Annotated in this window: 26 protein-coding genes; 6 read left to right on the top strand and 20 right to left on the bottom strand. The window is 38.9% G+C overall.

What is annotated here, in order from left to right; all coding sequences use genetic code 11:
* Positions 1-122: 122 nt before the first annotated feature.
* Positions 123-1,034, bottom strand: a complete 912-nt coding sequence (locus tag MKX72_RS09785; protein WP_028413669.1) for an AEC family transporter — start codon at positions 1,032-1,034, stop codon at positions 123-125.
* A 256-nt stretch (positions 1,035-1,290) separates the two neighbouring features.
* Here MKX72_RS09785 and MKX72_RS09780 point away from each other — a divergent pair, with 256 nt between their 5' ends.
* Positions 1,291-2,808 (top strand): alpha/beta hydrolase, encoded by a 1,518-nt coding sequence (locus MKX72_RS09780; RefSeq protein ID WP_155008184.1) that lies wholly within the window; start codon positions 1,291-1,293, stop codon positions 2,806-2,808.
* On the opposite strand, the gene MKX72_RS09775 is transcribed toward MKX72_RS09780, so the two are convergent.
* Together MKX72_RS09775 and MKX72_RS09770 are read right to left on the bottom strand one after the other, a co-directional pair.
* Positions 2,751-3,011, bottom strand: a complete 261-nt coding sequence (locus MKX72_RS09775; protein WP_155008185.1) for a hypothetical protein — start codon at positions 3,009-3,011, stop codon at positions 2,751-2,753. The two genes, MKX72_RS09780 and MKX72_RS09775, sit on opposite strands and share 58 nt — an antisense overlap.
* 119 nt (positions 3,012-3,130) lie before the next feature.
* On the bottom strand, positions 3,131-3,820 hold the full coding sequence (locus MKX72_RS09770) for a DUF421 domain-containing protein (RefSeq protein ID WP_228123063.1): 690 nt from the start codon (positions 3,818-3,820) through the stop codon (positions 3,131-3,133).
* A 136-nt stretch (positions 3,821-3,956) separates the two neighbouring features.
* On the opposite strand from MKX72_RS09770, the gene MKX72_RS09765 reads away from it, so the two are divergent.
* Positions 3,957-4,586 (top strand): NUDIX hydrolase, encoded by a 630-nt coding sequence (locus MKX72_RS09765; protein WP_033578747.1) that lies wholly within the window; start codon positions 3,957-3,959, stop codon positions 4,584-4,586.
* Between the two features lie 4 nt (positions 4,587-4,590).
* On the opposite strand, the gene MKX72_RS09760 is transcribed toward MKX72_RS09765, so the two are convergent.
* The 4 genes from MKX72_RS09760 to MKX72_RS09745 all read right to left on the bottom strand — a co-directional run bounded on the left by MKX72_RS09760 (position 4,591) and on the right by MKX72_RS09745 (position 9,190).
* A complete protein-coding gene (locus tag MKX72_RS09760; RefSeq protein ID WP_098626762.1) occupies positions 4,591-4,989 on the bottom strand; it encodes a PaaI family thioesterase in 399 nt (132 codons plus the stop codon).
* Positions 4,990-5,106: 117 nt separating this feature from the next.
* Positions 5,107-7,260, bottom strand: a complete 2,154-nt coding sequence (locus tag MKX72_RS09755; RefSeq protein ID WP_154991437.1) for a DNA topoisomerase III — start codon at positions 7,258-7,260, stop codon at positions 5,107-5,109.
* 265 nt (positions 7,261-7,525) lie between these two features.
* Positions 7,526-8,824 carry an arsenical efflux pump membrane protein ArsB gene (locus MKX72_RS09750; protein ID WP_033578744.1) on the bottom strand — a complete coding sequence of 433 codons (1,299 nt, stop codon included), beginning with the start codon at positions 8,822-8,824 and terminating at the stop codon, positions 7,526-7,528.
* Positions 8,825-8,839: 15 nt separating this feature from the next.
* Positions 8,840-9,190 carry an ArsR/SmtB family transcription factor gene (locus tag MKX72_RS09745; RefSeq protein WP_049164181.1) on the bottom strand — a complete coding sequence of 117 codons (351 nt, stop codon included), beginning with the start codon at positions 9,188-9,190 and terminating at the stop codon, positions 8,840-8,842.
* Positions 9,191-9,481: 291 nt separating this feature from the next.
* Between MKX72_RS09745 and MKX72_RS09740 the strand changes: the two genes are divergently transcribed.
* Together MKX72_RS09740 and MKX72_RS09735 are read left to right on the top strand one after the other, a co-directional pair.
* Entirely contained in the window at positions 9,482-10,168 is a 687-nt protein-coding gene (locus MKX72_RS09740) for a hypothetical protein (RefSeq protein ID WP_228123048.1), read from the top strand.
* 72 nt (positions 10,169-10,240) lie between these two features.
* Complete coding sequence (locus MKX72_RS09735; RefSeq protein ID WP_033578742.1) at positions 10,241-10,942, top strand: hypothetical protein; 702 nt, start codon at positions 10,241-10,243, stop codon at positions 10,940-10,942.
* A gap of 168 nt (positions 10,943-11,110) precedes the next feature.
* On the opposite strand, the gene MKX72_RS09730 is transcribed toward MKX72_RS09735, so the two are convergent.
* Positions 11,111-11,893, bottom strand: a complete 783-nt coding sequence (locus MKX72_RS09730) for a YibE/F family protein (protein ID WP_028413678.1) — start codon at positions 11,891-11,893, stop codon at positions 11,111-11,113.
* Positions 11,890-12,882 (bottom strand): YibE/F family protein, encoded by a 993-nt coding sequence (locus MKX72_RS09725; RefSeq protein WP_033579521.1) that lies wholly within the window; start codon positions 12,880-12,882, stop codon positions 11,890-11,892. Before MKX72_RS09725 ends, MKX72_RS09730 begins: the two co-directional genes overlap by 4 nt.
* A gap of 551 nt (positions 12,883-13,433) precedes the next feature.
* Between MKX72_RS09725 and MKX72_RS09720 the strand changes: the two genes are divergently transcribed.
* Positions 13,434-14,000, top strand: coding sequence for a peptidoglycan-binding domain-containing protein (locus tag MKX72_RS09720; protein ID WP_033578741.1), 567 nt, complete (start codon positions 13,434-13,436; stop codon positions 13,998-14,000).
* A 224-nt stretch (positions 14,001-14,224) separates the two neighbouring features.
* Here the strand turns inward: MKX72_RS09720 and MKX72_RS09715 are convergent, their stop codons facing one another.
* The 3 genes from MKX72_RS09715 to MKX72_RS09705 form a co-directional block, all read right to left on the bottom strand.
* Positions 14,225-14,545, bottom strand: a complete 321-nt coding sequence (locus MKX72_RS09715) for a 2Fe-2S iron-sulfur cluster-binding protein (RefSeq protein WP_048021341.1) — start codon at positions 14,543-14,545, stop codon at positions 14,225-14,227.
* Between the two features lie 607 nt (positions 14,546-15,152).
* Positions 15,153-16,448: an MFS transporter gene (locus tag MKX72_RS09710; RefSeq protein WP_033578738.1), complete on the bottom strand. Its 1,296-nt coding sequence runs from the start codon at positions 16,446-16,448 to the stop codon at positions 15,153-15,155.
* Between the two features lie 212 nt (positions 16,449-16,660).
* Positions 16,661-17,218 (bottom strand): YdhK family protein, encoded by a 558-nt coding sequence (locus MKX72_RS09705; protein ID WP_034264504.1) that lies wholly within the window; start codon positions 17,216-17,218, stop codon positions 16,661-16,663.
* A 228-nt stretch (positions 17,219-17,446) separates the two neighbouring features.
* Here MKX72_RS09705 and MKX72_RS09700 point away from each other — a divergent pair, with 228 nt between their 5' ends.
* Positions 17,447-17,875, top strand: a complete 429-nt coding sequence (locus MKX72_RS09700; protein ID WP_028413685.1) for a hypothetical protein — start codon at positions 17,447-17,449, stop codon at positions 17,873-17,875.
* Positions 17,876-18,013: 138 nt separating this feature from the next.
* On the opposite strand, the gene MKX72_RS09695 is transcribed toward MKX72_RS09700, so the two are convergent.
* The 8 genes from MKX72_RS09695 to MKX72_RS09660 all read right to left on the bottom strand — a co-directional run bounded on the left by MKX72_RS09695 (position 18,014) and on the right by MKX72_RS09660 (position 26,474).
* On the bottom strand, positions 18,014-20,431 hold the full coding sequence (locus tag MKX72_RS09695) for a heavy metal translocating P-type ATPase (protein WP_155008186.1): 2,418 nt from the start codon (positions 20,429-20,431) through the stop codon (positions 18,014-18,016).
* A gap of 85 nt (positions 20,432-20,516) precedes the next feature.
* A complete protein-coding gene (copZ, locus tag MKX72_RS09690; RefSeq protein WP_033578734.1) occupies positions 20,517-20,723 on the bottom strand; it encodes a copper chaperone CopZ in 207 nt (68 codons plus the stop codon).
* Between the two features lie 14 nt (positions 20,724-20,737).
* The gene (locus tag MKX72_RS09685) at positions 20,738-21,070 is read right to left on the bottom strand and encodes a metal-sensitive transcriptional regulator (RefSeq protein ID WP_014460516.1); all 333 of its coding nucleotides are present in this window, start codon (positions 21,068-21,070) and stop codon (positions 20,738-20,740) included.
* A gap of 113 nt (positions 21,071-21,183) precedes the next feature.
* Complete coding sequence (locus tag MKX72_RS09680; protein ID WP_155008187.1) at positions 21,184-21,864, bottom strand: response regulator transcription factor; 681 nt, start codon at positions 21,862-21,864, stop codon at positions 21,184-21,186.
* Position 21,865: 1 nt separating this feature from the next.
* Positions 21,866-23,242: a sensor histidine kinase gene (locus MKX72_RS09675; RefSeq protein WP_047751142.1), complete on the bottom strand. Its 1,377-nt coding sequence runs from the start codon at positions 23,240-23,242 to the stop codon at positions 21,866-21,868.
* Positions 23,243-23,789: 547 nt separating this feature from the next.
* Positions 23,790-24,209: a universal stress protein gene (locus MKX72_RS09670; RefSeq protein WP_028413689.1), complete on the bottom strand. Its 420-nt coding sequence runs from the start codon at positions 24,207-24,209 to the stop codon at positions 23,790-23,792.
* Between the two features lie 226 nt (positions 24,210-24,435).
* Positions 24,436-24,633, bottom strand: coding sequence for an IDEAL domain-containing protein (locus MKX72_RS09665; RefSeq protein WP_033578732.1), 198 nt, complete (start codon positions 24,631-24,633; stop codon positions 24,436-24,438).
* 344 nt (positions 24,634-24,977) lie between these two features.
* A complete protein-coding gene (locus tag MKX72_RS09660) occupies positions 24,978-26,474 on the bottom strand; it encodes a CoA transferase (protein ID WP_080754411.1) in 1,497 nt (498 codons plus the stop codon).
* Positions 26,475-26,528 lie beyond the last annotated feature (54 nt).

The following is a 26,528-nucleotide window of genomic DNA, read 5'->3' as shown; positions in this document are numbered from 1 at the left end:
TTTTCCTCCCGTCAGGTTGTATGTATGATGGATTTTCTCTTCTCCTAGCTTACCTCTGTTTATTTGGGAATATCCTTTTTTCATCAAAAAGGACGCTCACAAGTGCGAGCGTCCTTTGTTATTCACATTAAAATATTTGTCATTCCCCACAGCAGCAAAAAGCTCAGCAAAATGGTCATATTTGAAACGGTCCCGACAAATTTCTGATCGTATTTGAATTCTACTGCGTAAGGTAAAACGGATCCCGCTACGGGTAGAATGAAACAAACTAAAATTGTATACCGGAACATATCTTCAAATGGAAGCAAGAAAAACAGCGCAATTCCTACGCCAAGTCCGATCACGTAGCGAATGCTTAAAAACATGATAATTTTTTTTAAGTAGCTTTTTTGGAACGAAAAATTTAAATATACGCCTAAAAGCAAAAGAGAAAGCGGCATATTCGCTTTAGAGATAATACCTGAGACGTCTAATACATATGCTGGTAAATGAAGGCCTATAATCGCAAGAAGACAAATGATTACATAGGTCAGAAGCGGCATCGATTTTAATACTTTGTATAAAATCTTTTTAAATTCAATGTCAATATCATCCCCTGAGTAGTAGCTGCCAATTACGTAGCATAAAACAAAAATAACAAAAGCATTTCCGACATCAAACATACCAAAGTATTTAAGCCCTTCTTTTCCCCAAATGCCTTCTACTAACGGATAGGCAAACATTCCAATATTAAACCCTGGAATCATCATCGTCAGCATGCCTTTCACCTTTCGCTCATCTTTTCGAAAAACAAAAATTCCGACTGCAGCTAACAGCAAGCCATAGACAATCCCAATAACTAATAGTAAAATAAGCGATCCATCAATTTTAATACTGCTGAATGTAACAATAATCAAGCAAGGCATTGTAATATTAAAAATAATTCTTGCTAAAGCTTCCCCGTCTTTTTGCTGAAGGAGGTTTGTTCGTTTTAGTATGTATCCTAATAGAATAATTGTAATGGAATACAAAAACTGACTGTTAAAGCTACTCATAGACCTACTCCCTTACCTTCTTTTATACTTATTTAATCGATTGTTTTACCCTGTCTTTTTTAATCCTTGTTTCATTATAATATAAGCAGCCTAAAAAGAAACTAGAGAATTGGATGCAGTTTACCTATTTGTCAGACAAAAACAGCTTAGAAACAAACGCAAAAACTTTTTTCTAAATTGATTTTAAAACAGGACATTTTTCTTTTTTATGGAATTTACTTAAAAGGTATGAGTATTTTCATGAGGAGGAAGAAACGTGAAACGAAAAATGATAGCGCTTACTTTTTCTGCTGCTCTTTGTTTTTCCGCTTCAGGATCTCTTGCTGAAGCTGCTAACAAAACAGATGTCATTCCAAATGCTGATCAATCAGCAGAAACCTATTTTGACGGAGCGAACGGGAACTGGCTGACGACTAAAAACCCCGCTCAATATCAGCTGGCTACGCTCTATGGAAACATCGGGCTTACTCCTTATAACTGGGGAAAAGCTGAAGATGAATCAGGCTGGTATCGAATCAATCAGCCCGCTGCGGTTAAAGGAACGCAAGTAAATGGAATTTTTGAAGACGCTCAGTTCGTCATCCGGGTTCCTGATAACTGGAATGGAAAACTTGTGGTAGCCGGCATTCCTGCTACGCGCAACGAAACGTCCACCGATTTATTATTCAGCGATTACGTTCTTAAAAAAGGCTATGCGTTTGCCGCGATTGATAAAGGAACGCAAGGAGAAAGTGACCCTACCGATCCTTTTGCTAAAGTAAAAAATGCGCTTGCTAACGATGACGACAGCGTAGCAGAATGGAATATGCGCTATCGTCAAATGACAAAAGCAGCTCAGCAATACTTGACTACTCATTACTCAGACAAACTAATCAATCCGGCTAATCGAAAAAACCCTGCAAGCGATTTGATTCGAAACGATCATAAAGTACCCACGTATGCAATTGGCATTTCAAACGGCGGATACGTTGTCAGATACGCACTTGAACACGACGATCCAAAACAAACCAAAGAGCCTCGTTTATTTGATGGAGGCGTCGATTGGGAAGGCGTATTGTGGAGTGCAAAAGCGCCAAATTTAATCAGCTCACTAACACCGGTTGTAAACAACGCGGAAGAAGCGCTGTACGGAACGGGAAAAGAGCAGAAAAAAGCTATTAAACAAATGTATAAAGCCGGCCTTCCCAAAGGATCAGAAAAACTGTGGAATTACCATGATCAAGTGTACTGGGCGGTTACTTTAAACATTTACCGTGACCATTTTGATCCGACAGCTCCAGGAAGAACAAACTGGCACAACTATTTAAACTTTACTTCATCAGGCCTGCGCGACCGTTCATGGGACTATATCTTTGAAAATTATCGCTATCAAACCCGTCCAAAAAGCGTAAAAGAAAATGTAGCAAAAGTAGAAAATACGGGCGATATCGATGTGCCTCTTATCAGTATGACTGGCTCTCTCGATTCACTTATCTTCCCGTCTATTCACGCCGAAGGCTATGAAAAACTCGTTAAAAAAGCTGGCAAGGCAAATCTTCATCGCCTTTATACTGTGAAAAACGGAAATCACGTTGATAGCTTAGTGTGGAATAAACAAACGGATCCAAATCAAGAGCTTCAGCCCCTGCTCCCATATGCTCATCAATCTTTTGATTTGTTAGTAGACTGGGTAGAAAATAAAAAAGCAGCGCCTGCAAGTAAAGATATTAAAGCACCTCAAAATAACCTTAAAGTAATCGACATAAAATCCGGGGAAGAAGTAGATCCTCGCTGAGGTTGAGATATAACGAAGTGAATCCAGCCTAAAGACGAACAAATGAGATACATGAGCTGGACTTCTTGTGACACCGCAGTTGATTTCCGTGTAAGGCTTCGCTTTCCGCGGGCGGCCGCTGAGCCTCCTCGTCGCTTGCGCTCCTGCGGAGTCTCACCTGATCCGCTTTTTCCGCAGGAGCCTTTACCTTGCCCTCCAATCAACTGCTAGAGGGAACGAAACAGATAAAACGATATGTACCATCACAAAAAAACGAACCACTATTCAACATGTTGATTAGTGGTTCGTTTTTCACTTGGGCTAAAATACGTTTGTCCTAGCCTCAGTCTTCATAATAATCAAGATAGAGATGACCCGCTGAGTCTGCTTGCCCTAAAAATACTTTGTCGACTGCAGCACCTTTCTCTTTGAGCTGTTCTTTAACCCACGCTACGCTATACCCCAGCTCATGAACCGCTTCTTTCATTATATTTCCATCCATGATAATCGTTTGAGGTAATCTTGTATGTTCTTCTTTCAGTACTAAATCTTCACGCGTAACGTTCTGCTTTTCTTTTTTTAACAGCACGCTTAATTCGCCGTTTGTTTCGAGCATGGCAAAAGCTACGTCTTCCACATAAAAGATGTCTTTTTTCCGAAGCTGTTCCATGAGCTCATCTACGGTATATTTTTCTTTTTTTACATTTTCCTCAAGAATTTTTCCTTCTTTAATGAGGATCGTCGTCGTCCCTTCCACCGCTTTTCGAAAGCTAATACTTTTTAACGATACGTTTGAGACAAAAATAAGAAACGATGCCCACACTAAAATCGCGACTACCCCATGACTTGCCTGTAAATCTACGTCCATTGAAATGGTTCCCGCAATATCTCCAATCGTAATGCCAACGATATATTCAAAAAAAGAAAGTTTGGATAACTGTTTTTTTCCTAACAGCTTTGTAATAAAAAACAAGCCAAGTAAAATCAGCACCGAACGAAGTACTACTTCCATCCAATGATTCAACGCATGCACCTTCTTTACTAAAATTGATGTATCTTTTATTTTGTGCATATTTGTATGTATCAAAGCAGATTTTCATCTTCCATTATTTACATACCTTTCACGGCAGGTTAGAGTAGAAAGAAGTAGGAAACAAATTGGGGGACTTATGATGAACGATGAAGTGTTAACCATATTTAACAACCAACAGCAGCGCATAGGAACAGCGTCTCGCAAAGAAGTTCATGAAAAAGGCTATTGGCACGAAGCGTTTCACTGCTGGTTTGTCAGCCGCGAAAATGATATAGACTATATTTATTTCCAAATTCGCAGCGAGCAAAAGCAAGATTACCCCGGTGCACTCGATATCACAGCTGCCGGACATTTGCTTCATACAGAAACCGCTGAGGACGGTGTAAGAGAAATTCACGAAGAGCTCGGCGTCAACATTTCATTTGATGAATTGCTTCCTTTAGATGTCTTTAAATACGAAGTATCTCAGCCGCACTATGTTGATAAAGAATTTGCACATGTATTTTTATACTACAGCTCTCACCCTCTTAGTGCGTTTACGTTGCAGCAAGAAGAAGTATCAGGCCTTGTAAAAGCTCCGTTTTCTCACTTTTGCGAACTGTGGCTTGGAAATCAAACAGAACTGATCATTGAAGGGATAACAAATGAAAAAGAGCCAATTCACCGTACAGCACATAAAAGTGAATTTGCTCCCCATCCCAAAGCTTACTATAAAACAATTATTGCATGTATTAGTCAGCAGCTGAATTCAGCAGAAAAAGCTTAGAATCCTAAGCTTTTTTTGCTGAAAAAATCATATATGTTGCACTGCCAAGCGCAACAAGCTTGCCGCTGCTGTCTTCAATTTTCACTTCTCCAACAGCAAGCGTTTTGCCGCGGTGAGACAATGTAGACTTTGCAACTAAATATTCGCCTATACCCGGCCTTGTGTAATTTACTTTTAACTCAACTGTACTGGCACTTTCCTCCTCAGAAAGAGAAGAACGTACAGCCGAACCAACAGCCGCGTCGATAAGCGTGGCAATAACGCCTCCATGAACCGTTCCTCTTCCTTGCAGAAGCTGCGGTTGAATCGTAATTTTCAACTCTGCATATCCTTTTTCAAGCAGCGTTTCTTCAATGCCAATATAATCCCAAAACGGAATCATCCCTTTACTCGTTCGTTTCATTAATCTCATCCTTTACATAAATAAGCTATGTAGGAAATTCTAGAAAGGCTGGAAAACTCCTGTTTTTACATACAAAAAGCGCCTGCTCTTTATCTTTAGCAAGCGCTTTTTATCCCTCTACTTTTCAAATAAAAACTGCACTTTGTTTTCTTTCCATTCTAACTTAGCGTTAAAAGTCTTGTCGCCTTTTTTAAAACCTTCAATCAAATCTGTCTGTCCTTCGCTTAACAGCTTTTTTAAATTAGCTTGAGTAACTGTTTTACCTAAAATCTTTTTTGATACGGTAAACGTGCATTTTGTTTTTGCATAGTTTGAGCATCCGTAAAATGAACCTTTATCGACTACTTTTCCGTCGCAAAGCTTACATGGACCAAACGATTTAGAAGAAAAACTTTTACCTTTTCCCTTGCCTTTTCGCTGAATGGATTCAGTGTCGTATCCGCTGAAATTCCACTTGCTTTCTGCTTCGACAGCGTCTTCGATAATTTTAGCTGAAAGTTTCTTTGTTTGTTCCATAAAAGTAGCGGCCGATGCTGCTCCTTCTCCAATTTCAGCTAGACGCTGCTCCCACTTAGCCGTCATTTCTGGTGAAGCTAAAATTTTATCTCCAATCGCGTCAATCAATACCTTTCCTTTATCAGTCGCAAACACTTGGTTTTTTTTCACATCAATATATTTACGATCTTTAAGCATTGTAATGATTCCAGCGCGCGTAGCTTCCGTCCCTAACCCTTCTGATTTTGCTAAAATTTTCTCCAGCTCATCATTATCTAAATGCTTACCTGCTGTCTTCATCAATGTAATCAACTGACCTTCGGTGTAGCGTTTTGGAGGCTGTGTTTTGCCTTCTTTTACGTCTACCTTAATAACTTTACCTTCTTCGCCTTCTTGAACATTCGGAAGAATGACATCGTCGTCTTTCTCATTTTGAAAAATTACCTTGCGCCAGCCTTCTTGAATTTGCTGCTTTCCTTTTGAAATAAAAGCTGCTCGCTTTGCCACAAGTGTCGTAATCGTTGTGTAGTCGAAAATCGCTTTTTCGTAGTGTGCCGCAATTAACCGTCTTACGACTAAGTCATAAATTTTCTGTTCGTCTCCTGATAGTTTGCTAGGGTCCTTCACTTGTTCCGTTGGAATGATCGCATAGTGATCGCTCACTTTTTTTGCATTTACGTAGCGTTTATTTCCTAAAATTGAAGGGTAAGGAAGCGGAAATAAATGCTCATATTCAGAAAAAGTACTCAGCTTTTCTAAAATCTCAGGAAACGTTTCCGCTTCGCCTTCTGTTACGTAGTTTGAGTCTGATCGTGGATAAGAAACAATTCCTTTCTGGTACAGCCCTTGCAGCACATCAAGCGTCTTTTTAGGTGAAAACTTAAACGCTTTATTCGCCGTTGCTTGAAGTGATGATAAGTTAAATAATAAAGGCGGCTGGAACTCTTTTCGCTCCGTTACGAGTTCATGAACTTGTGCGTCTTTTCCTTCGCAAAACTGAGCAATTTTATACGCCATTTCTTTTTCTTTAAGACGCGACTCTCCGTCTTGATGCCATTTGCCTTCATACTTTTTTCCTTCAATATCAAACTTAGCAAGCACTTCCCAAAAAGGCTCTGATTTAAAATTATCAATTTCCTTTTCACGCTTTACAATTAAAGCAAGCGTTGGTGTCTGCACGCGCCCTGCTGAAAAAACATCTGACATCCCATGCTTTTTCAATAAGATGCTATACACGCGTGAAGCATTCATCCCAACGACCCAATCCGCGCATGCTCTTGTATAGGCTTCATAATAAAGGTTGCGCGTGTCGCTTTCGTCTTTTAACTGTTGAAACCCATCATAAATGGCTTTTGGCGTTAACGAAGAAATCCACAATCGTTTCATCGGCTTATGCACACCTGACAGCTGAATGATATTGCGGACGATTAATTCTCCTTCGCGTCCCGCATCTCCCGCATGTATAATTTCTGTGACCGTCGGCTTTTTAAGCAATTTTTTTACCACTTGAAACTGCTTTGCTTTTGAGCGCGTCACTTCATATTGAAAACGGTCTGGAATCATCGGCAGCGTGTCAATTGACCACTTTTTCCACTCCGGCTTATAATCTTCCGGGCTCACAAGCTGACATAAATGCCCCACTGCCCACGTTACATATGCTCCGTCTGTAAACACTTCATTCGGTGGAATCTCTAAATAGCCGTCGTGACGCTTCGGCTTGAACTGTGAAGCGAGCGTCGATCCTTGATCCGGCTTTTCTGCAATAATTAACTTCATGTATTTAATCACCTTACATTTCAAATTTCCATGTGAAACTTAGTCAGTTTTATTATTTTATCATAGAAAGAGCTGTTGGAGTATGAATGGAGAGAAAAGTAGTTTCAATGAGAAATACATAGCCCATTTTAAAAGCGTGTCAGTGTCCGTTATACTTTTTCAATAAAAAAGCTGTAGATTATTTTCTACAGCTTCGATACACATCTAAAATTTTCTAATAACAGCGATTATCCTATTGACTGAAACACATCTCTTTTAGGACATGTTATGAAATAATTAATAGCCAAATATACAAACCAACAAGCGTAATAAACAATGTCGGAATCGTTAAAATAATACCCGTTTTAAGATACGTTCCCCAGGAAATTTTCACGCCTTTTGTTGAGAGAACATGAAGCCATAAAAGCGTTGCTAAAGAACCAATCGGGGTAATTTTCGGACCTAAATCCGATCCAATGACGTTTGCATAAACGAGCGCTTCCTTGATTGTGCCAGCTGCGTGTGTTGCATCGATTGCTAGTGCATCAATCATAACGGTTGGCATATTGTTCATAATTGATGAAAGAATAGCGGCAGTGAATCCCATGCCAATTGTTGCCGCAAACAGTCCATGACTAGCCGTTGCTTGGATCACATCAGCCAGAATTTCTGTTAAACCAGCATTACGCAAGCCGTATACAACGACATACATGCCGATAGAGAAAAAGACAATCGCCCATGGAGCTCCCTTTAGCACTTTTTTTGTATGAACCGCTCGGCTTTTTTTTGCCATCATCAAAAACAGAATAGCAATAATACCTGCGATGATCGAAACGGGGACGCTAAAGAATTCTCCAATTAAATAGCCTAGCACTAGCAAAACTAAGACAATTCCAGATAGCCGGAACATCTTTTCATCTTTGATGGCATCCACTGGCTTCTGCAAATCTGCTACATTGTATTTCTTAGGAATTCTTTTGCGGAAATACAGATACAAGACCATAATACTTGCAAACAGAGAAACTAAATCTGGAACAATCATGCGTGATGCAAATTCAGAAAAGCTAATGCCAAAGAAGTCGGCTGATACGATATTCACTAAGTTACTAACAACAAGCGGCAGCGAAGTTGTATCCGCAATAAATCCACTTGCGATAATAAACGGAAAAACCATTTTATCGTCGAACTTTAATGCCCGAACCATGGCTAAAACAATGGGTGTTAAAATCAAAGCTGCTCCGTCATTAGCAAATAGCGCTGCTACAACGGCTCCAAGAAGAGACACGTAGACAAACATACGCACGCCGTTCCCTCCTGCAGCTCTAGCCATATGAAGCGCTGCCCATTCAAAGAAACCAATTTCATCTAAAATTAAAGAAATAATAATAATAGCAATAAACGTAAGAGTCGCATTCCACACAATGCTGGTTACCTCAAGGACGTCTTGAAAATCAACAACGCCTGCCAGTAAAGCAAGGATAGCTCCCCCGCAAGCCGACCAGCCGATTGACAAATTCTTCGGCTGCCAAATGACAAAAATTAGTGTTACTAAAAAAATCAATGATGCTAGTACAACTGATGCCACTTTTTAAACCTCCAATTATTCACAACAACTAATACGCAGTCCTTGTTTTTCTAGCTCTTGTAAACGTTCGTCCTGACTTGGTACAGATTCAAGTATACCTAGAACAAACTCATAGTACTGGCTTTCTTTATTAAGAGAATAAAAAACCCATTGCCCTTTTCTTCTTTCCTTCACAAGCTCAGCATCTCTTAATTTTCGCAAATGCTGACTAATTGAAGGTTGGCTAGCTTGATAGATATCCACGAACTCACACACACAGCATTCATTGTTCTCTATTAATTTCACCATCGAAAGCCTTGTTTTATCTCCCAATAATTTTAAGATTTGAGCTGCCTTTTCAATACTATCTATAGATTTTGTACTCATTAATGAACACCTCCTACTCCCTTTCAGCTGATGTATAAATGGGCTTATGTATTAATGCTTCATTACTATAATCGATTTTTAACTGATTTACAATTTTTTAGTGAACTAAGAGTGATTTAGTAGTTGTTTAAGGATTGGATTTAAGAAATTATTTTCCCCTACTAATTTAAGTCAAATCTAACATACGATAATATAGATATGTTTTCTCGTAAAAATGCTACTAATGTCCTTGGACAAACATACATACTTATTTTGTCTATCTGAATAAAATATAGAGAAAAATAAGAAAGGATGATTACGATTAAAAAACATTATTCCTATTATAATCCGCAAGATGGTAAATATTATGTAGACAAGCCTTACTCTCTTAGAGACGATAAAGTATCCCCCTCTGCTGCCCCTAAAATGCCTTTAAAAAATACAGCCGACAGAGCTTATAAAATTCCTGTATTCCTCAGCCACCCTTCTATGCTTAATGCTACTCAAACAAGATTTCTTAATCGTTTAATTGATGAAATTGAACGTGCTCTTCTTTTCCCTCGTACACTGCCTGATACGGAGCAATATCCTAATAAAACGATTACAAGCGTTCGCCGAATGATCCTCTCTAGCTATGGATTGATTGCGGTGAATATGCAGCAAGTCTTCGCCAATTATACCATGACGAATATTCCCGGCGGTACACCTCCGCCACCATCATGGGAAGGTGCTCCATTTTTACAAATAGAGCCAAGCATGGGTTACCAACGAGGCCTGCCTTTACTTCTTATCAAAGAAGCAGGTGTCAATAGTATAGGCGTATGGAATCCATCAGTAGTTCCGTTCTTTATCATTGAATGGGATTCTTCAAAGCCGCTTGATGAGTTTTTTAACCGTGTTGAATGGAGAGAAATATTTCAAAACTGGGTAGCTCAAGTACGAAATGGCTATTTTATTCAAACACAGCCTTCCTATCAATATGGCCCGGATGATCTATAGAAATCACTTCAAACGAAGAGTACTTTCGAAAGCTATTTCTATAAACAACGTTGAAATGTGAGGTGAATATAATTGACTCTAATTACTAGTGGGACATGCGTAGGAGTTCTATATCGAGCTAATGCCGGTGCATCATGCAGAAACGGGTACTGTGTTCATAATGGAAGATTAGTAGGCGGCGTCATAAGCTCAAATGCCGGTACCTTAACGGTTACAAGAAGCATCGATAACACAAAGTTACAGACCTATAATGGTATTCTTCTAAGTCACCGAGCCGTAAATCGAACGACAGGGCAAGTCACGCAGCAATATTTGTATTTTAGAAAAAATCAATTGGAAAAGGTAGAAGTCACACCTTATACACAATATAGTGACCCTAGCTGTCAAAGAGAAAGTCATTACAACATCCCTGATATTATCTATCCCGGTGAATGTGTAGGAATCAGATATCGGTCAGAAGATGAATGGCATATAGGAAACGGGCGATATCTATATTGGACAGGCCAAGTGAATCACTGTATATTTGATGAACGTCCACAAAGTACAAACAGACAATTTTTACGTCAGATTTGGTACGTACACTGGATACTTGACCCAAAAAATGAACGAAATATTATACCTCAAAAGACCTCTCGAGGACGTGGATCCCCAAGAGGTGAACGTAGAATTTATGCTTTTAAGAATCTGCTTCCAGCTAATGGTGAGACGGTCCTTGTAAAAGCTGCTTCTCCTGTAAATTCTGCTTCTTGGCCTTTTCGTATTATCTATCAGTAAGAAAAACAGATTGTAATCCTTAATGCTATTACAACTCCCATCCTCCACCTAGTTTCCTCTCAAAATCCCACAAATAGGCCGAGGTTAATTTGAACTGCCCCTCCAATGGTTAACCATTGGAGGGGCAGTTTCTTATGACTTTCTGTTTTTATTTGTCCATACGCTTCTCTACTTTATTTCCTTGTACTGCTTCCCTTTTTCTCTTTTTTGTAAGAAAATAGAGGCACTAATCCAAGAGGTAATCGGAATAATAATGGCTACACCAATGCCCCCGCTTAAAATAGAAATGACTTCTGCACAAAAGGTTTTTGAATTGATAATGTCTCCAAACGAATACGACAATCTCTTAAACCAGATAATTAACGTCAAATATCCGCCTACAAAGGCAAAATACAGTGTATTGGTTGTGGTGCCCAAAATATCTCTTCCGATTTTCAAACCAGAATTGAAGAGATTCTTTTTAGTTACGGACGGATCATGAACAAATAATTCATTCATAGAAGACGAAATAGATAGCGAAATATCAATGATCGCTCCTATGGCACCCATAATAATTGTACAAATGGCTATTTTAGCAAAGTCAATTCCAACATAAAGTGAAAAAGCGTTAATTTCTTCTTCCTGTTCTTCTCCAAATCCTTGAATCATTGCATGATGTTCAATAATAAAAATAAAGAGTACTAAAACAGCTAAGGTAATAATTGTTGAAACAAACGCAGCAAGCGTTTTATGATTGAATTTATTAATATAAAATAAATTAATGCAGCTAATGATTGTACAAGCGATCAACGTAACAACAATCGTATTTTTTATAGACAGCATAAAGAGAATGGTGAGAAAAATAACGCCAAAATTCAAGAACAGCGCAAGGAAAGACCGGATTCCTTTTTTTCCGCCCACAATACTCATCAGAATAAATAAAATAAGAGCAAGCAATAGTAAAACGTTCACTTTCTGTTCCCCTTTCTAAAAATAAAAAGAATCGAAAGATAGAGTGTAATGGGAATCGTTAAAACAATGCCAATGCTGCCAGTAAGAGCACGGATTAACTCCAAGGAGAAATTCATCGAAAATGTATATCCTAGAGGAGAGCCATTCTTTAAATAAAGAAGAACCATTGGGATTGTTCCGCTTATATATGAAAAAAATAAAATATTCGTCATAGCTCCCATGATGTCTCCGCCAATTTCTTTGCCTGATTTCAGTAAATCTTTGCGCGCGATCTCTTTATTTTTTTCATATAGTTCATAGACAGAAGAAGTAATCGTAATCGCTACATCCATAACAGCTCCTAAAGATCCTATTAATACCTCACTCATAAATATTTTTTGAGGAGGAATCGTTACAAACTCCATTCCTTCATAATGAAGGCCATTAGAATCTGTCAGTTGCATGACACCATACGCGATTAAAAGAGAAACAAATGTACCTATTAAAGTTGAAATAATCGCTACATGCGTTTTTTCTTTATTACCGCTTACTAATAACAAAGAAATAACCGTAAAAAGAACGACAGCTACCATACATACAGCTAGCAAGCTCACATTTCCTAGTGCTAAATATACATTGAGGGCCCCGATTAAAAGAACAATATTAATAAATAAGCTAATGATTGAATAAAAACCTTGTTTTCTTCCAATAGCCAGCAAAATTAATATAAATAAACCAGCGACAGCGGTAACCTGCTTGTCCCGCTTCACTCCTTCAATTGTTCCATTTAGAGCATGCTGTGAATTCTTTTCTAAGGAGACAAAAAGATCTGTTCCGACAGTATACTTTTGATCATAAGCACCTGAATATGAGTACGTATTCTCTAAATGGATAAGCCTTCCTTTATATTTTCCGTTCATTATTTTAGCAACAATTTCCTGAGAGTATACGGTATCTTTGTTATGATTTAAATCAGCAGATTTGTTTTTTTCTACAACATTCGTCTTCACTACCTCAGCTATTGGTTTTTTATAAAGAGAATAATTGTGGTTTGTTACAATGAGCGCTATACACAAACAGCAAATCCCTAATATGTAGAGAAAAATTTGTTTCCGTGATGATTTATTGGACTTTATTTTCGAAAAAAGGTTCCTTATGTGCTGAGCATACAAAGTAGACATAAATACTTTCCTTTCTGGTTATCAGTTGAACGCAGAGCTTTTGAACATGAAGAGACTGCAAAGAGATCCAAATTCCCTTTGCAGTCTTTTCATTCGTTTATTATGAGCGTTATAGAGCAAGACATACTCCAAGTACACAAGACGCTTAAACCTACTGTTTTTTCCCTTCCGTACTGTATCAGAGAAAAATGAAATTATAGTGAAAACATAGAACGATTTATCTACTTCACTAGTTTTTTATGACTATCTTATATAATCATAGGAATATAAAAACAAATAGAAAACTGGCTGCGCTATAATAAGTTGACTTTATAGCTACTAATTAGTTATAAAGCTCATGAAAAGCGACAAATAGTTGCTAAAAACAAGGAGGTTATTTCATGTTAACGAAAAAAACACTTGTCATGCTTTCTACTCTTACGCTTGCAACAACATGCGTAGCATTCAGCACTCCAACTACTGAAGCTGCTGCTAAAGATGCCTACTCACAAAAAATTGAAGCTAAAGCAGAAACGAGGCCTACGCTTCGTAAAGGTTCCCACTCTAGCTACGTAAGAGACTTACAGCAAAGCTTAAAGGATGTGAAGTATAACACATCAGTTGATGGCATTTTCGGTACGCGAACGCAAAATGTAGTAAAAGAATTTCAAACCGATCACCGCTTGTCTCCAGATGGTATTGTTGGCCCCTTAACATGGGCAGCTTTAGATGAGAACAAGGTAGAAAGAAAGCAATTTCCTGTCAGCACGGCTATTGCATTCGGTAAAAAAGAACTCGGTGACAACATTGTCTTCAGTACAGACGACCGCTTACGGAAAGATAACAACGATAAAGCTTACTATAGATTCGTAGCAAAAAATAAAGACTGGATGGATCAAGGGGGATCAGGTACCATAGGCTGGTATCATATTTACAAAAGTGGAGATGTGATTGAAGAATCCAATTAAATCTATTTGCAGATAACCGTTCGAAAAAAGCCTTTATAATCACTCTTTTGAGTGATTTACTGCCCGCCTTACAGAATGCTAAAATTTAAAGGAATCATTCCGTAGGTATTTTACTTGAACAAGAACAGCTGCTACTCCCCTTAGCTGTTCTTGTTATTTTTTTAAGTAAACATACAAAAAGCAGCATGTAAACATTCCACACGCTGCTTTTTGCAATTACATGACTACTCTGTGGGTCGAGGTCCTGCTTCTCGTCCTGAGCTTTCTACCGTTAGTATTGGCCGAACGGTGACATCTTCATTTACACGAATTTGGCACGATAAGCGCAAATGATCTTCAATTGAACTTTCTGAGTATGCATTTTTCTCCGCGTGTGTTAAATCACAATATTCACCTTCGAGCACTTCTACCCTGCAAGTCGTGCATTTAGCTTTCCCGCCGCACCGATGAAGAATATTTATACCGTTGTCTTCGAGTGCCAAGACAAGCTTTTTTCCTTTTGCCACTTCAAAACTGCCGTATCCTAAAACGGTTACTCTTGGCATATATCTCCCTCTTTCCCTCTACTGTATCCAAGCGATTTGAATTACACTCTATGCAGTTTTTTTGTTGCATGCCTAAGTTGCAATCCATTATTTCTACTGATTGCGACGTCTGTTGTACGTTATAAGCTCCTTTTACATGCCTAAATCCAATTAAGAAGACCATCATTTTGTAATACGGCCACTAAAACGACAAGCCCAAGTATAATAACAGGTATTAGTGCCTTTAAAATTTGATACTTAGATAATTCTATGCGCTGAGGCTCCTTTAACAAATGACTTTGATTTAACTCAGTATTGCTTTCACTTTCTTTATGATTCATGTTCCTCTGCCTTTCTATTTTTTTATAGTGCGGTTCGTATCTACTTCTGCTGAAATAACAAAACTAGACACAAGGTTTCTTCATAAAAACCATCTTAACCTTTTTAAGAACATGCTATACTAACAATTCTGTTTTAAAATAAGTCTCTATCATATGTTTTAAACAAACAAATTTACCTTATTTCCCTTCTTAATAGCGTTTCTCACATCGCTAAACGCACAAGCAAGGTCGTTATTTATAATCAAAAGTAAAACCCCATAACGAGTCATGGGGTTTTACTTCGTACGTTAATTTTTTGGAATTTTAATTTGTTTAATATCTCCTAGCACATAAATATAAAAAATTAAGCCTAGCAACAATACAATTCCCGCTACCATAAAGCTTAGGTTAAAAGAACCTGTTTTATCTAAAAGGTACCCTGTTAAAGCTGTAGCTATAATTCCTCCAAACAAATTATTAGCTAAATTAACAATAGAACTAAGAAGGGAAATAGAGCCTGCAGGTGCAATTTCTGCAGAAATAGACCAGCCGATTGGTGCGGTTGCAGATATACCTGCCAGTCCAATCGAGATACAAATCATCGCTAAGACGACACTATTAGTGAAAATAGAGCCTAAAAAAACAAACCCTAAGCATAATCCTATAACAATGATGGTGCGATATACTTTTTGACTGTCATAACCTTTTTTTATGAGGTAATCAACAAGCCACCCGCCTACTAAAATGCCAGCAAATGTAGCAATTAGCCAAGGTACTGCCGTAAGCAGGCCCGATGACATGATATCCATACCGTATTTTTCTTTTAAAAAAGTTGGCAGCCACGTTAACAGTAAATTAAACGTATATCCATAGCCTGTAAACCCAATCATTAGCCCCCAAACTTTTCGATTCGTAAATAATACTTTCAAGGTATGTAAAAATTTTGATGTTTGCTCATCGTTTGCATTTAAATTATTTTCTTGAATATACTTCAGCTCATCATCTGATATGCGTCTATGCTTTTCTGGCTTTTCGTAATAAAACCAAAACAGCAGCGTAAACAGCACGTTTATAATTCCAATAGATAAGAATGCTGTGCGCCAATCAAATTTGGTGATGAGAAACGCTACAAGAGGCGCGCCAAGTACATTCGAAAATTTGGCCGCTGAATCAAACAAAGAATTTGGTAAGCTTCTTTCATTTGGAGGAAACCATAGCGACGTAGCTTTTGATGCTGCCGGAAATGCAGAAGCACTCATTATTCCTATTAAAAATCGGACAATATAGAGAAGAAGTTTTCCTTGCAAAAAGGCCATCGACATCGTTAATAAACTCCAAATCACCATACCGACTCTTGTCACCCATGCTACTCCGAACCGATCAAGCAAGCTTCCCGCAGGTATTTGCATGATCGTATAAGAATACGTATAAATAGAAAAGACAATTCCAAGCTCTGTTCCCGTTAAGTGAAATGCATCTTGTATTGCAGGAGCGGCCACTGACACCGCTACACGATCAAAATAGTTTAAAATAATCATACTGCTTAACAAAGATGAAATGAACCATCGTGTGCGTCCTGTTCGCTTTACTGTATGTTCACTCATAGCTAGCTCCTTTCATCAGTAGTTTGTTCGTTTTATTACCGTAGCATTCTACTTAATACCGCAGCTAGAAGACACTACATAAAACCTACGCTCACCCTACCCATAAAAAATCCGAACGATGAATCGAGATTCTCAATCAAGAATCTTGATTCATTGTTCGGATCTTCTTTCACCAAAAATACTTCTGTCCAGCCTTTTTTCTCGCTAACAGTCTATTTTGCTGAAAGCTCATCTTCCGTTACCCACTTATGATTTTTCACTTTCTCTCCGCCTGTAGTCGGCGTGTAGTCTACCATATATACCGTTGTTTTTTCGGCTGAATCAATCGTTGCTTTTGCCCCTTTCATACCTTTCATATGATCTGCTTCAAGCGTCACTTCGCTGCCTGGCTTTAACTGCTCGTTACCCGCATCTTTTATTTCTTCTTGAATAACCCACTTATGATTTTTTACTTTTTCCCCGCCAGTCTTTGGCTTATACGAAACGGTATAGGCCGTAGTATCGTAAGCACCAACAATCGTTGCTTCAGCCCCGTTCATGCCTTTCATATGATCAGCTTTCATAATGGCTTTATCTCCAACTTTATATGTTGGATTTTCAGCTTGCTTTAATCCTTTTGGAACCTCTCCTGAACTAGAGTGATTCATCTCTGAGTGATCGTGCATGGATTCATTTTTGTCAGCTGAAGGCTTTTCGTGACTAGAATCGTTTCCGCATCCGCTTAGTCCAATAATGACAGATGCACCAAGAATAAATAGCTGTTTTTTCATGACAGTCCCTCTTTTCCACCTAATAAATTTTAAAATAAAAATCCTTTAATCCTTAGAAACAACTTATCTTTGCATACTCTTCTTCTTTTCTTTATTGTAGCCAGACTTTGTGCAGATTTTGTGAAGATGAAGGTAATTAGGTACGAAAATTTCCTGTGCCTAAAAAAGGCCTTCGTATGAAACACTTACCACTAGGAAAAAGTATAAAAATAAAAGGAGGAAAGAAACATGCTAAAAATACGCTTTGCTCTATCCTCACTCTTACTTGTAGTTAGCTTGGTGATGGGAGCCCCCTTTGCTTCCGCACAGTCCACGCTCTCACCTAGCGTACAAAAGATAGAAGTAACGTCCATTAAAATGAAAACACTCAAAACGTTTATCGATGAACAAGATATGAATACATTCACCAATAGTATAAAAAAGGCTGAGCGCATGAAACTTCTCTTAGATGAAGAATCTGCTGGGAGCATCGATTGCAAAATGACCATTACCTATGGAGATGGTTCTAGCCGTCATTATTTCATTTGGATTATGGATGATGGACGTGATGTGTTAATTGCTCAGCAAAAGCATCCAGAAGACCTTCATCTTAAAGGGTATGAATTGAATCAAAAAAATTCCTTGCACCTGACAAAGCTGCTAAAGAATATTCTTTAGCAGCTTTGCTTTTGGATCACTTTCACCGAGAGTGGCTCGATGACTCCAATATTTTTTAGTTTATATTTCCCACACAGCATATACTGCTATAACGGCAAGCACGTACAAAATAGCTGAGATGATCCACTTTTTCATATCTTATAGCCTCACTCTCTGCAATCGCAGTGCATTTAATACAACCGATACGGAACTAAAAGCCATCGCGGCACCAGCAACCCAAGGAGCTAACAGCCCAACTGCTGCAATTGGAATACCGAGCGTGTTATAACCCATCGCCCAGAATAGATTTTGCTTGATATTAGAAATCGTTTTTCTACTCATTTCAATCGCATCTGCAATGCTCATCAAGTCTCCTCGCATCAGCGTAATATCAGCGGCTTCCATTGCTACATCCGTTCCTGTTCCGATGGCCATTCCAATATCAGCTAACGCAAGTGCAGGAGCATCGTTAATACCGTCTCCTACCATTGCGACTTTTTTACCTTGCTGCTGAAGCTTTTTCACTTCTTCTGCTTTGCCTTCTGGCAACACTTCTGCTATAACGTGCTCAATATCCGCTTGCACCGCAATAGCCTGAGCTGTTTGACGATTATCTCCGGTAATCATCATCACTTCTAAGCCCATCTCTTTTAACCTAGAAACTGCTTCTTTAGAAGTCTCTTTAATAGTGTCTGCAACAGCAAGCATGCCGGCATATTTTCCGTCAAGAGCAACGAGCATGGCCGTTTTTCCTTCTCGTTCTAAATTTGTCATTTCTTCTAAAGCTGCATCAATATTCACTTTATGTTGGTTCATAAGCTTTCTTGTTCCTACTAACAGCTCTCGTTCTTGTACAGTTGCCCTTACTCCATGCCCTGGAATCGCTTCAAAAGATAACGGATCTTGAATTTCTATACCTTTATTTTTTATACCTGCTACGAGTGCTTGAGCTAGAGGATGCTCCGATAAACGCTCAGCTGATGCAACTAACTGTAATAGCTCATTTTCTTCGTAGCCCTGTGCAATACGTACATCGGTTAGCTCAGGCGTTCCATTTGTAACAGTTCCCGTTTTATCTAAAAGAATCGTATCGATTTTATGCGTCGCTTCTAAATGCTCGCCGCCTTTAAACAAAATACCAAATTCTGCTGCGCGGCCCGACCCCGCCATAATGGAAGTTGGAGTAGCTAAACCTAATGCGCATGGACATGCGATCACTAATACGGCGATAAGCTTTTCTAAAGCCGGTGCAAATTCGCCAGGCACAATCCAAATGTACCAGACAAAGAACGTAAGAAGAGCAATTCCAACCACAATTGGCACGAATATACCTGAAATATAATCAGCTAATCTCTGAATAGGGGCTTTAGACCCCTGCGCTTCTTCTACTACTTTAATAATTTGCGCAAGCGCCGTCTCTTTTCCAACGTTTGTAGCTTTTATTTTTAGAAAACCATTTTTATTGAGTGTGGCTCCAATTACTTTATCTCCAATGCTTTTATCTACCGGTACGCTTTCCCCTGTCAGCATGGACTCATCTAAAGCCGATTGTCCTTCAATAATCTCTCCGTCTACAGGTACTTTTTCACCGGGTTTAATAAAAATAACTTCGCCTTTTTGCACTTCTTCCACTGGAATTTCAATTTCCGCTCCGTCTCTTACTACAACGGCCGTTTTAGCTTGTAAACCCATCATCTTTTTAATTGCTTCTGAAGAACGGCCTTTGGCATTGGCTTCAAATAATTTCCCTAAAAGAATCAGCGTAATTAATATAGCACTCGTTTCATAGTAAAGCTGAGTAGTATGAGCAGATGAGCCAAGCGATTTAAGAGAAGAGTATAAACTATAGAAATAAGCTGCGCTTGTACCTAGTGCTACTAAAACATCCATGTTGGCACTTTTGTTACGAAGAGCTTTAAATGCACCTATATAAAATTGCTTCCCTACGACGAATTGAACAGGCGTAGCTAAAGCGAGCTGAACCCATGGATTCATCAGCATATGAGGCAAAGGAATAAACGACGTAAACGTAAAATGACTAACCATTGCCCATAATAACAGTACGCTTAAAATAAATGAAAACCAAAACTTTCCTTTTTGTTTACTCAGTTCTTTTTCTCTGTAGCTTTGCTCTTCTTCTTTTTCTTCTGACTTTAGCTTGGCTCCGTATCCAAGCTTTTCAACTCGCTGCGTTATGTCTTGCGGATCTATTTGAGAAGGGCTGTATTCAACAGAAGCCGTTTCTAAAGCAAGGTTAACACTTGCCTTTGTCACGCCTTCTAATTTGTTTAACCCTTTTTCAATACGAGTCGAACAAGCGGCGCACGTCATGCCCGTAATAGCAAATTCGGCTTTTTCACTTACAACTCCGTACCCAAGCTTTTCGATTTTTTCTTCAAAGGCCTGTGGACTTGTTTTAGACGGATCAAATATGATAGTAGATCTTTCCAAAGCCAAATTCACGTTTGCTTCTTTTACACCTTCTATTTTTTTTAACCCTTTTTCAATCCGGTTAGAACACGCTGCGCATGTCATACCCGTAACTTGCAAGGTGGCTTCTTTTTGTTTATCACTCACCGCGTTTCGCCTCCTGTTATATACCTACAAGGGGTATATTTTTCTCTTAAATCAAGCGTGCGAAGGTATTCGCACGCGATGCTGTTTATGCTACTTCATAACCTTGGTCATCAATAGCTTCTTTAATATCTTCGACCGTTACTTGACTTGGATCAAATGCAACCGTTACTTTTGCATCTTCTAAGCTTACTTCTACGCTTTTAACGCCATTAAGTTCGCCTACGCCGCCTTCAACAGCTTTGACACAATGACCGCAAGACATTCCTTGTACTGATAATGTTACGTTTTCCATTTCTAGCATCTCCTTTATTTCATTAATCGTTTAATGGTTGTTAATAATTCATCCACTACTTCTTCATCACCAGCTTGCACACGTTCTACAATGCAATGCTTCAAGTGACCTTCAAGCAAAATTTTACTTACACTATTTAAAGCAGACTGCGCAGCTGCGATTTGAGTAATCACGTCGTCACAATACGTATCTTTTTCAATTAATCCTTTAATTCCTCGAATTTGTCCTTCAATTCGATTTAATCGGCTCGTTAGATTTTTTTTCACTTCTGGAGAATGGTGACTTTTTCTTTCACTATTTATCGTACAACATTTTTCTTCACTGTTCATGTGATTCGCTTCGACCATCTAACATCCTCCCTTCATGACTCCATCATACTGTACCCCCCTACCCTATGTAAAGGGAAAAGGTCGCTTACTTTATCTTTCCACCAATTTCGATAGCTATGCTCATATCATTTTCAACTAACATCAACCCACTTATAGCCTATTCCCCATACGGTTTGCAAGTATTCGTCTACGGGAAAGCCCGCTTTTCTAAGCTTATCCCGAACATTTCGCACATGGGAGTCAATAGTACGGTCTCCAATCTCCGCCTCATATCCCCACACTAACACAAGCAAGTCGTCTCGGCTGAACACACGATTTAAATGCTGAAGAAGTAACCCCACCAATTCAAACTCTTTAGGCGTTACTTGAATCTGCTGATCTTTATATTGTAATACGTGATTTTCCTTGCTCCATACTAACCCTTTATAGGTGATTTCATTCTTTTCTTTTGAGGAGCGTCTAAGAACCGCGCTGATACGTGCAACCAATTCTTCTTCGCTAAACGGTTTGGTAATATAGTCGTCTGCCCCTATATTTAATCCTTTTACTACATCTAACGTTTGGCTGCGGGCTGTGAGCATAATGACCGGTAGATCAGACATTTTTCTTACTTTTTGACAAGTCTCCCACCCATCTTCGCTTGGCATCATAATATCTAATAACATCAAATCTGCTTTGTTACCTTCATAAAGATAGCGCAGTGCTTCTGTGCCTTTTTCAAATTTTATACATGTAAATCCATTGGGCAGCAGATAAAGTTCTAGTAAATCCAGCATCCTTGCTTCATCATCTACTAATAAAATAGTTGCCATCCTATCCATCCTCTCTTAATACAATCTCTACAGTCGTACCTTTTCCCGTCTCGCTTGTGATTGTTATTTCTCCTCCATGAGCTTCTACAATCTCCTTTACAATTGATAAACCTAATCCGTAGCCTCCGCTTTTTCTCGAGCGGGATTTTTCCACTCGATACAGCTTGTCAAATACGTAAGGTAGATCTTTTTCTGGAATGCCTATTCCTTGATCTTTAAGAGTTATTGTCAATGATTCAGCTGATTTTTTTACACTTAAATCAATTTTGGTCTCTTCTTTTGAATAGTTCATTGCGTTATCAAGTAAATTGATAATCACTTGCTGAAATCTTTCAGGATCTAGTGAAACGTAAAGACCTTGAGGGCAGCTTATCTCCAGCTCCATCTCCTTTTCTTTTAAAGCTAAATGAAAATGCGCGCATACGGTGTGCAAATACGTAGCTAGCTCTACTTTTTGTTTTTGAATAAAAAATGTATGCTGATCCAGCTGCGCCAGCTGAAACAAATCTTTGACTAACTGTGAAATTCTTCCTGCTTCTTCTTCCACAATAGCAAGATACTTATCACGTTCTTGCGGTGTATTAGAAGGCCTTCTTGCTACGTCTGCATAGCCCTTTAAATACATCAAAGGCGTTTGAAGTTCATGTGAAATGCTGCTTAAAAATTCATTTCGCTCTTTTCGTAACCGCTGCAGCTCATTCGCTAACGACTGAATGGACATTCCTAATTGTCCGAGTTCATCTCTTGAATGAGCGCCAAGTTTCACAGACAAATCTCCTTGACTCAGCTTCTCAGTTGCTTTTTTCATTTTGATTAAAGGAGCGGTTATAAATTTAGACAGAGCAAAAATAGTCACAATGGAAAATAAAACGGACACAGCTCCCGCTACGTAAAAATGATGCTGTAGTCTCGCAATCATTTCGTGAATATCCTTTGTGTTTTTGAACATATAAACCGTTCCGAACTGTTGATGGCCTTCTTTAATAGGTGATGCCGTGGCGATATAAGGTTTGCTTTTCCAGTCGCCTTGCATAATTTCACCTTTATATGTAAGAGACTTTCCTTTCCATTTCTCTACTGCTTTTCTTGCACCTTGAATTAAAGGCCTAGACGAACTGATAATTTTTCCTGTTTTATCCGTTATGATAACATCAGTTTCTGCTTCTGATTCCATCAGTGCAACATGGTTAAGCGTAGCAGAATCATGATGCTTCTCTAATACTTCCCGGTGACTGTTTCCTCTTAAACGCAAGCTTTGCAGCTCCTCTGAAATTCGTGTATTGGCAAGACCGCTATATAAATAGAAAAAGAGAGCGGCTTCAATTAGTAAAATGAACATTAAAAACAAGAGTCCAAGCTTAATAGAAATACGATTCATTTATTCACATCCCTTGCTTTCATTATAAAAGTAATAAATGAAGAAACTGTGCAGAATAAAACATACCTAATTAAATAACGATTATTCTTTGACATTTTACCACGGGTATCTGACAGCTTAGCGTATGAAGTAAGTTTATCATACAGCAAATTTCGAACTTACGAAGCGTGCAGCAATACATAATCCAAAAGCAAAAAGAGATTGAGACATAACAAAATCACTCTAATCTAAAGACGAACGAATTGGATAAGGGAGCTAGTATAAATTACTGGTCACACCGCAGTTGATTTCCGTGCAAGACTTCGCTTTCCGCGGGCGGCCGCTGAGCCTCCTCGTTGCTTACGCTCCTGCGGGGTCTCACCTGTTCCGCTTTCCCCGCAGGAGTCTTCGTCTTACCCTCCAATCAACTGCTAGAAGCAACTATATACATGAAACCTACGTTCACCATACCAATAAAAAAATCCAAACGAGTTGGATTCTTCATCAAGAATCTCGATTCATCGTTCGGATTTTTCTTTAACTAAACTACTTTTACCCCAGCCTCTTTTTATTTAACAATAATAACAGGACATTCTGCGGATTGAGCAACTTCGTGACTTACACTTCCTAGAAAGGTCTCTTTAACAAAGCCCTTTCCTCGGCTTCCTATTACAATGACGTCTTGTTGATTGTCACGTGCGTATTCAATAATTTTCTTTGAAGCAGTGCCTTCTACACCGTATGCCTCATATGGAATACCTGATTGAGTTAAATGATTGTGAGCTTCAGATAAAATATCGCGGTTTTCTTCTTCTATCAGTGCGTCCAAGTCAACGCTAAAAACAGGCTGCTGCAAGTGAATTCTTTCCTTAATATGTACAATTGTCAGCTTATTAGCATTTACGCTTTCAGCTAGTTTACTTGCATGTTGAAGAGCACGAATAGAAGGTGCGGAACCATCAAAGGCGACTAAGATTTTGTTATACATATCAAGAACCCTCTCTCTTTTTGTTCTTTCATGATGTATTACCATCTAGATGCTGTAGATGATAAAGCAAAAAATAATAAAGTAAGAGACTTCTTGATTTTTGCTTTATCATCCATACTATACTTTTACCGCTTTCAGAAAAAACAAAACATTTATCCGTTTTTTTCCATATGAAAAGCCTTTGCTCACTAGAAGCAAAGGCTGATTGTTTATGTTAGTAGGTTATTTAACAAACTTCTTTTAACTCTTCAGTTAAACGTAAAAAAGTTTCTTTATCTCTTTTTTCTAAAGACTGATCGATTTGCAGTAAAAGCTGTGCTTTTTTAAAGTCACGAAGAGATTTGTTTAGCACTAGTTGAGCTACTGTCGCGTCTGATACTTTTACTTCTTCTCGTGTCATTTTGCGGGACGTATAGTTTTCCATTACAAGTCAACTCCTCATCCTTTTCGCTATTATATAAGAAATCATATAATTATTCAAATATTTTTTCTTATTTTTCATTTTAAATTTGACCCCCAAAAACCGAGATTAAGACATAGCGAAATTAATTCAATCTAAAGACAAACAAATTGGATACATGAGCTGAACCGCTTGTGACACCGCTGTTGATTTCCGTGCAAGCGCTAGAAGCATCTACCCACATAAACGAAACCTACGTTCATCACAATAACAAAAAAATCCGAACGAGTTGGATCCTTTATCAAGAATCTCGATTCATCGTTCGGATTTTCTTTCCACTAAAATAATTTTGTCTCAGCCTCTTGTTATCACAACCACTCTGGGCGTGAAGAACCTCGAGGAACGAGAACCGTCTTATATTCCCCTGGAGTTTCCGACATTTCGATTTGTTCTGTAAGCCCTTGGTACAATCCTAAAGGTGTTTGGGCTGTAAAGAGATCCGGTGCAATGTACTCATGCTTCTCTGACGAACCAGCTGTTTGATGAGCATATGTTTTATCATAGATGCCCATTGATAAAATCCATAAAGATACGCGATCTAATGATACACGCACGCGGTAGCTGCCTCCTTCTTTTGCTCTTCTTTCTAGTGCCATTAAAGCACCAACTTCAAGCAGCCAAGAAACCGCATAATCATTTACCACTACAATAGGAGGCAGCTTGGGATTTTCTGGCGATCCTTCTAACGCCATGACTCCCGTTACGCTTCCCGCTGTTTGGTCAAATCCATTTCTTTTTGCCCAATCTCCTTGCGTTCCGTGCAGGTTAACGGTGCAGTGGATGATTCCAGGTTTTAATTTTGCACACTCTTCAGCTGTTAGACCGTATCTCTCTAGGAATCCGTAGCGACGGTTCGCAAAAAAGATATCTGCTCCTTGTAGAAGTTCAACCATTTTTTCTTTTCCTTCTTTTTCACCGATATCCAGCGTTGAAGAGCGCATACCGACATTAGACGTAGCGTAAATCGTATCATGCTCCCAATCCATTGGCTTCCAAATATTTAAGACGTCCGCACCGTGTAAAGCGAGAGCTCTACCGAATCCTGCTCCTGCAATAACGTGACCAAGCCCTAATGCTCGAATACCATCTAGCGGCGTTTTAGGATTCTTGGAAAAAGGAATTCGCTCACTTTCTCCAATCTTTTCAATTTCAATCAAAGGAAGCTGCGCTACTTCTTCATACACGGACTCATTCATAAACTCTTCAATTGTCCGCACAACAGGCATGATCACTCCTCGCTCCGCTGCAGCTTTTTCCAATTCTTCTGCATTCCATCCGCGAATCGCTTTTGCCACTGCATCAGAGTCTTCTATACAATTTAATAGCTTGAGCGTTTCATGCTTAGAGCGTGGATACGGATTCAGCGGCATTACCCATTTGCCGTCTTTTGTTTGATAAAAGCGAAAGCCTAATGGATTATAAGGATCATTTGCTTTACTCGGGGCATACCCATTAAGCTTTTCCCATTTTTTATCGTAAAAAGGTGATAATCTTCGGATCGCTTTTCGTAAATCCATATGAATATCTTGACCTTTTCCTCCGCGTATTCTCCAAATTTTTGAGACAGCTACTGACTTAGCAACCAGTGCAATAGCTGCTGCTGAGGCAAGTCGCAGCGTACTAGGAACAATCGGATCTTCTCCGTAAAATGTAATGTTTCCTCCGCTGTCTTTTGCTGATAAGCCGACTCCTTGAAGCACATTTTCCAGCTCTTGATAGATATCAAAATCACTATTATCCGTTAAACGATTTTCATTTGCTTTCACAATAGATTTTGTTAGCTGACCTTTCGTAATGTTGCTCATGTGTAGTCCCTTCTTTCCTCATATAATTACCTCATTATGTCCCTGCTTGCTGAA

The sequence above is a fragment of the Priestia sp. FSL R5-0597 genome (assembly GCF_038006305.1).
In the GTDB taxonomy this organism is placed as follows: Bacteria; Bacillota; Bacilli; order Bacillales; family Bacillaceae_H; genus Priestia; species Priestia zanthoxyli.
This window is presented reverse-complemented; position numbering and strand designations above follow the sequence as displayed.

Excerpts from the sequence above, each read along its gene's own strand:
- MKX72_RS09740 (WP_228123048.1), top strand. The coding sequence starts at position 9,482 with ATGATTACGATTAAAAAACATTATTCCTATTATAATCCGCAAGATGGT.
- MKX72_RS09745 (WP_049164181.1), bottom strand. The coding sequence starts at position 9,190 with ATGAGTACAAAATCTATAGATAGTATTGAAAAGGCAGCTCAAATCTTA.
- MKX72_RS09765 (WP_033578747.1), top strand. The coding sequence starts at position 3,957 with ATGATGAACGATGAAGTGTTAACCATATTTAACAACCAACAGCAGCGC.
- MKX72_RS09785 (WP_028413669.1), bottom strand. The coding sequence starts at position 1,034 with ATGAGTAGCTTTAACAGTCAGTTTTTGTATTCCATTACAATTATTCTA.
- MKX72_RS09760 (WP_098626762.1), bottom strand. The coding sequence starts at position 4,989 with ATGAAACGAACGAGTAAAGGGATGATTCCGTTTTGGGATTATATTGGC.
- MKX72_RS09685 (WP_014460516.1), bottom strand. The coding sequence starts at position 21,070 with ATGGTCGAAGCGAATCACATGAACAGTGAAGAAAAATGTTGTACGATA.
- MKX72_RS09715 (WP_048021341.1), bottom strand. The coding sequence starts at position 14,545 with ATGCCAAGAGTAACCGTTTTAGGATACGGCAGTTTTGAAGTGGCAAAA.
- MKX72_RS09660 (WP_080754411.1), bottom strand. The coding sequence starts at position 26,474 with ATGAGCAACATTACGAAAGGTCAGCTAACAAAATCTATTGTGAAAGCA.
- MKX72_RS09705 (WP_034264504.1), bottom strand. The coding sequence starts at position 17,218 with ATGAAAAAACAGCTATTTATTCTTGGTGCATCTGTCATTATTGGACTA.
- MKX72_RS09755 (WP_154991437.1), bottom strand. The coding sequence starts at position 7,260 with ATGAAGTTAATTATTGCAGAAAAGCCGGATCAAGGATCGACGCTCGCT.
- MKX72_RS09710 (WP_033578738.1), bottom strand. The coding sequence starts at position 16,448 with ATGAGTGAACATACAGTAAAGCGAACAGGACGCACACGATGGTTCATT.
- MKX72_RS09700 (WP_028413685.1), top strand. The coding sequence starts at position 17,447 with ATGCTAAAAATACGCTTTGCTCTATCCTCACTCTTACTTGTAGTTAGC.
- MKX72_RS09720 (WP_033578741.1), top strand. The coding sequence starts at position 13,434 with ATGTTAACGAAAAAAACACTTGTCATGCTTTCTACTCTTACGCTTGCA.
- copZ (WP_033578734.1), bottom strand. The coding sequence starts at position 20,723 with ATGGAAAACGTAACATTATCAGTACAAGGAATGTCTTGCGGTCATTGT.
- MKX72_RS09675 (WP_047751142.1), bottom strand. The coding sequence starts at position 23,242 with ATGAATCGTATTTCTATTAAGCTTGGACTCTTGTTTTTAATGTTCATT.
- MKX72_RS09670 (WP_028413689.1), bottom strand. The coding sequence starts at position 24,209 with ATGTATAACAAAATCTTAGTCGCCTTTGATGGTTCCGCACCTTCTATT.
- MKX72_RS09680 (WP_155008187.1), bottom strand. The coding sequence starts at position 21,864 with ATGGCAACTATTTTATTAGTAGATGATGAAGCAAGGATGCTGGATTTA.
- MKX72_RS09665 (WP_033578732.1), bottom strand. The coding sequence starts at position 24,633 with ATGGAAAACTATACGTCCCGCAAAATGACACGAGAAGAAGTAAAAGTA.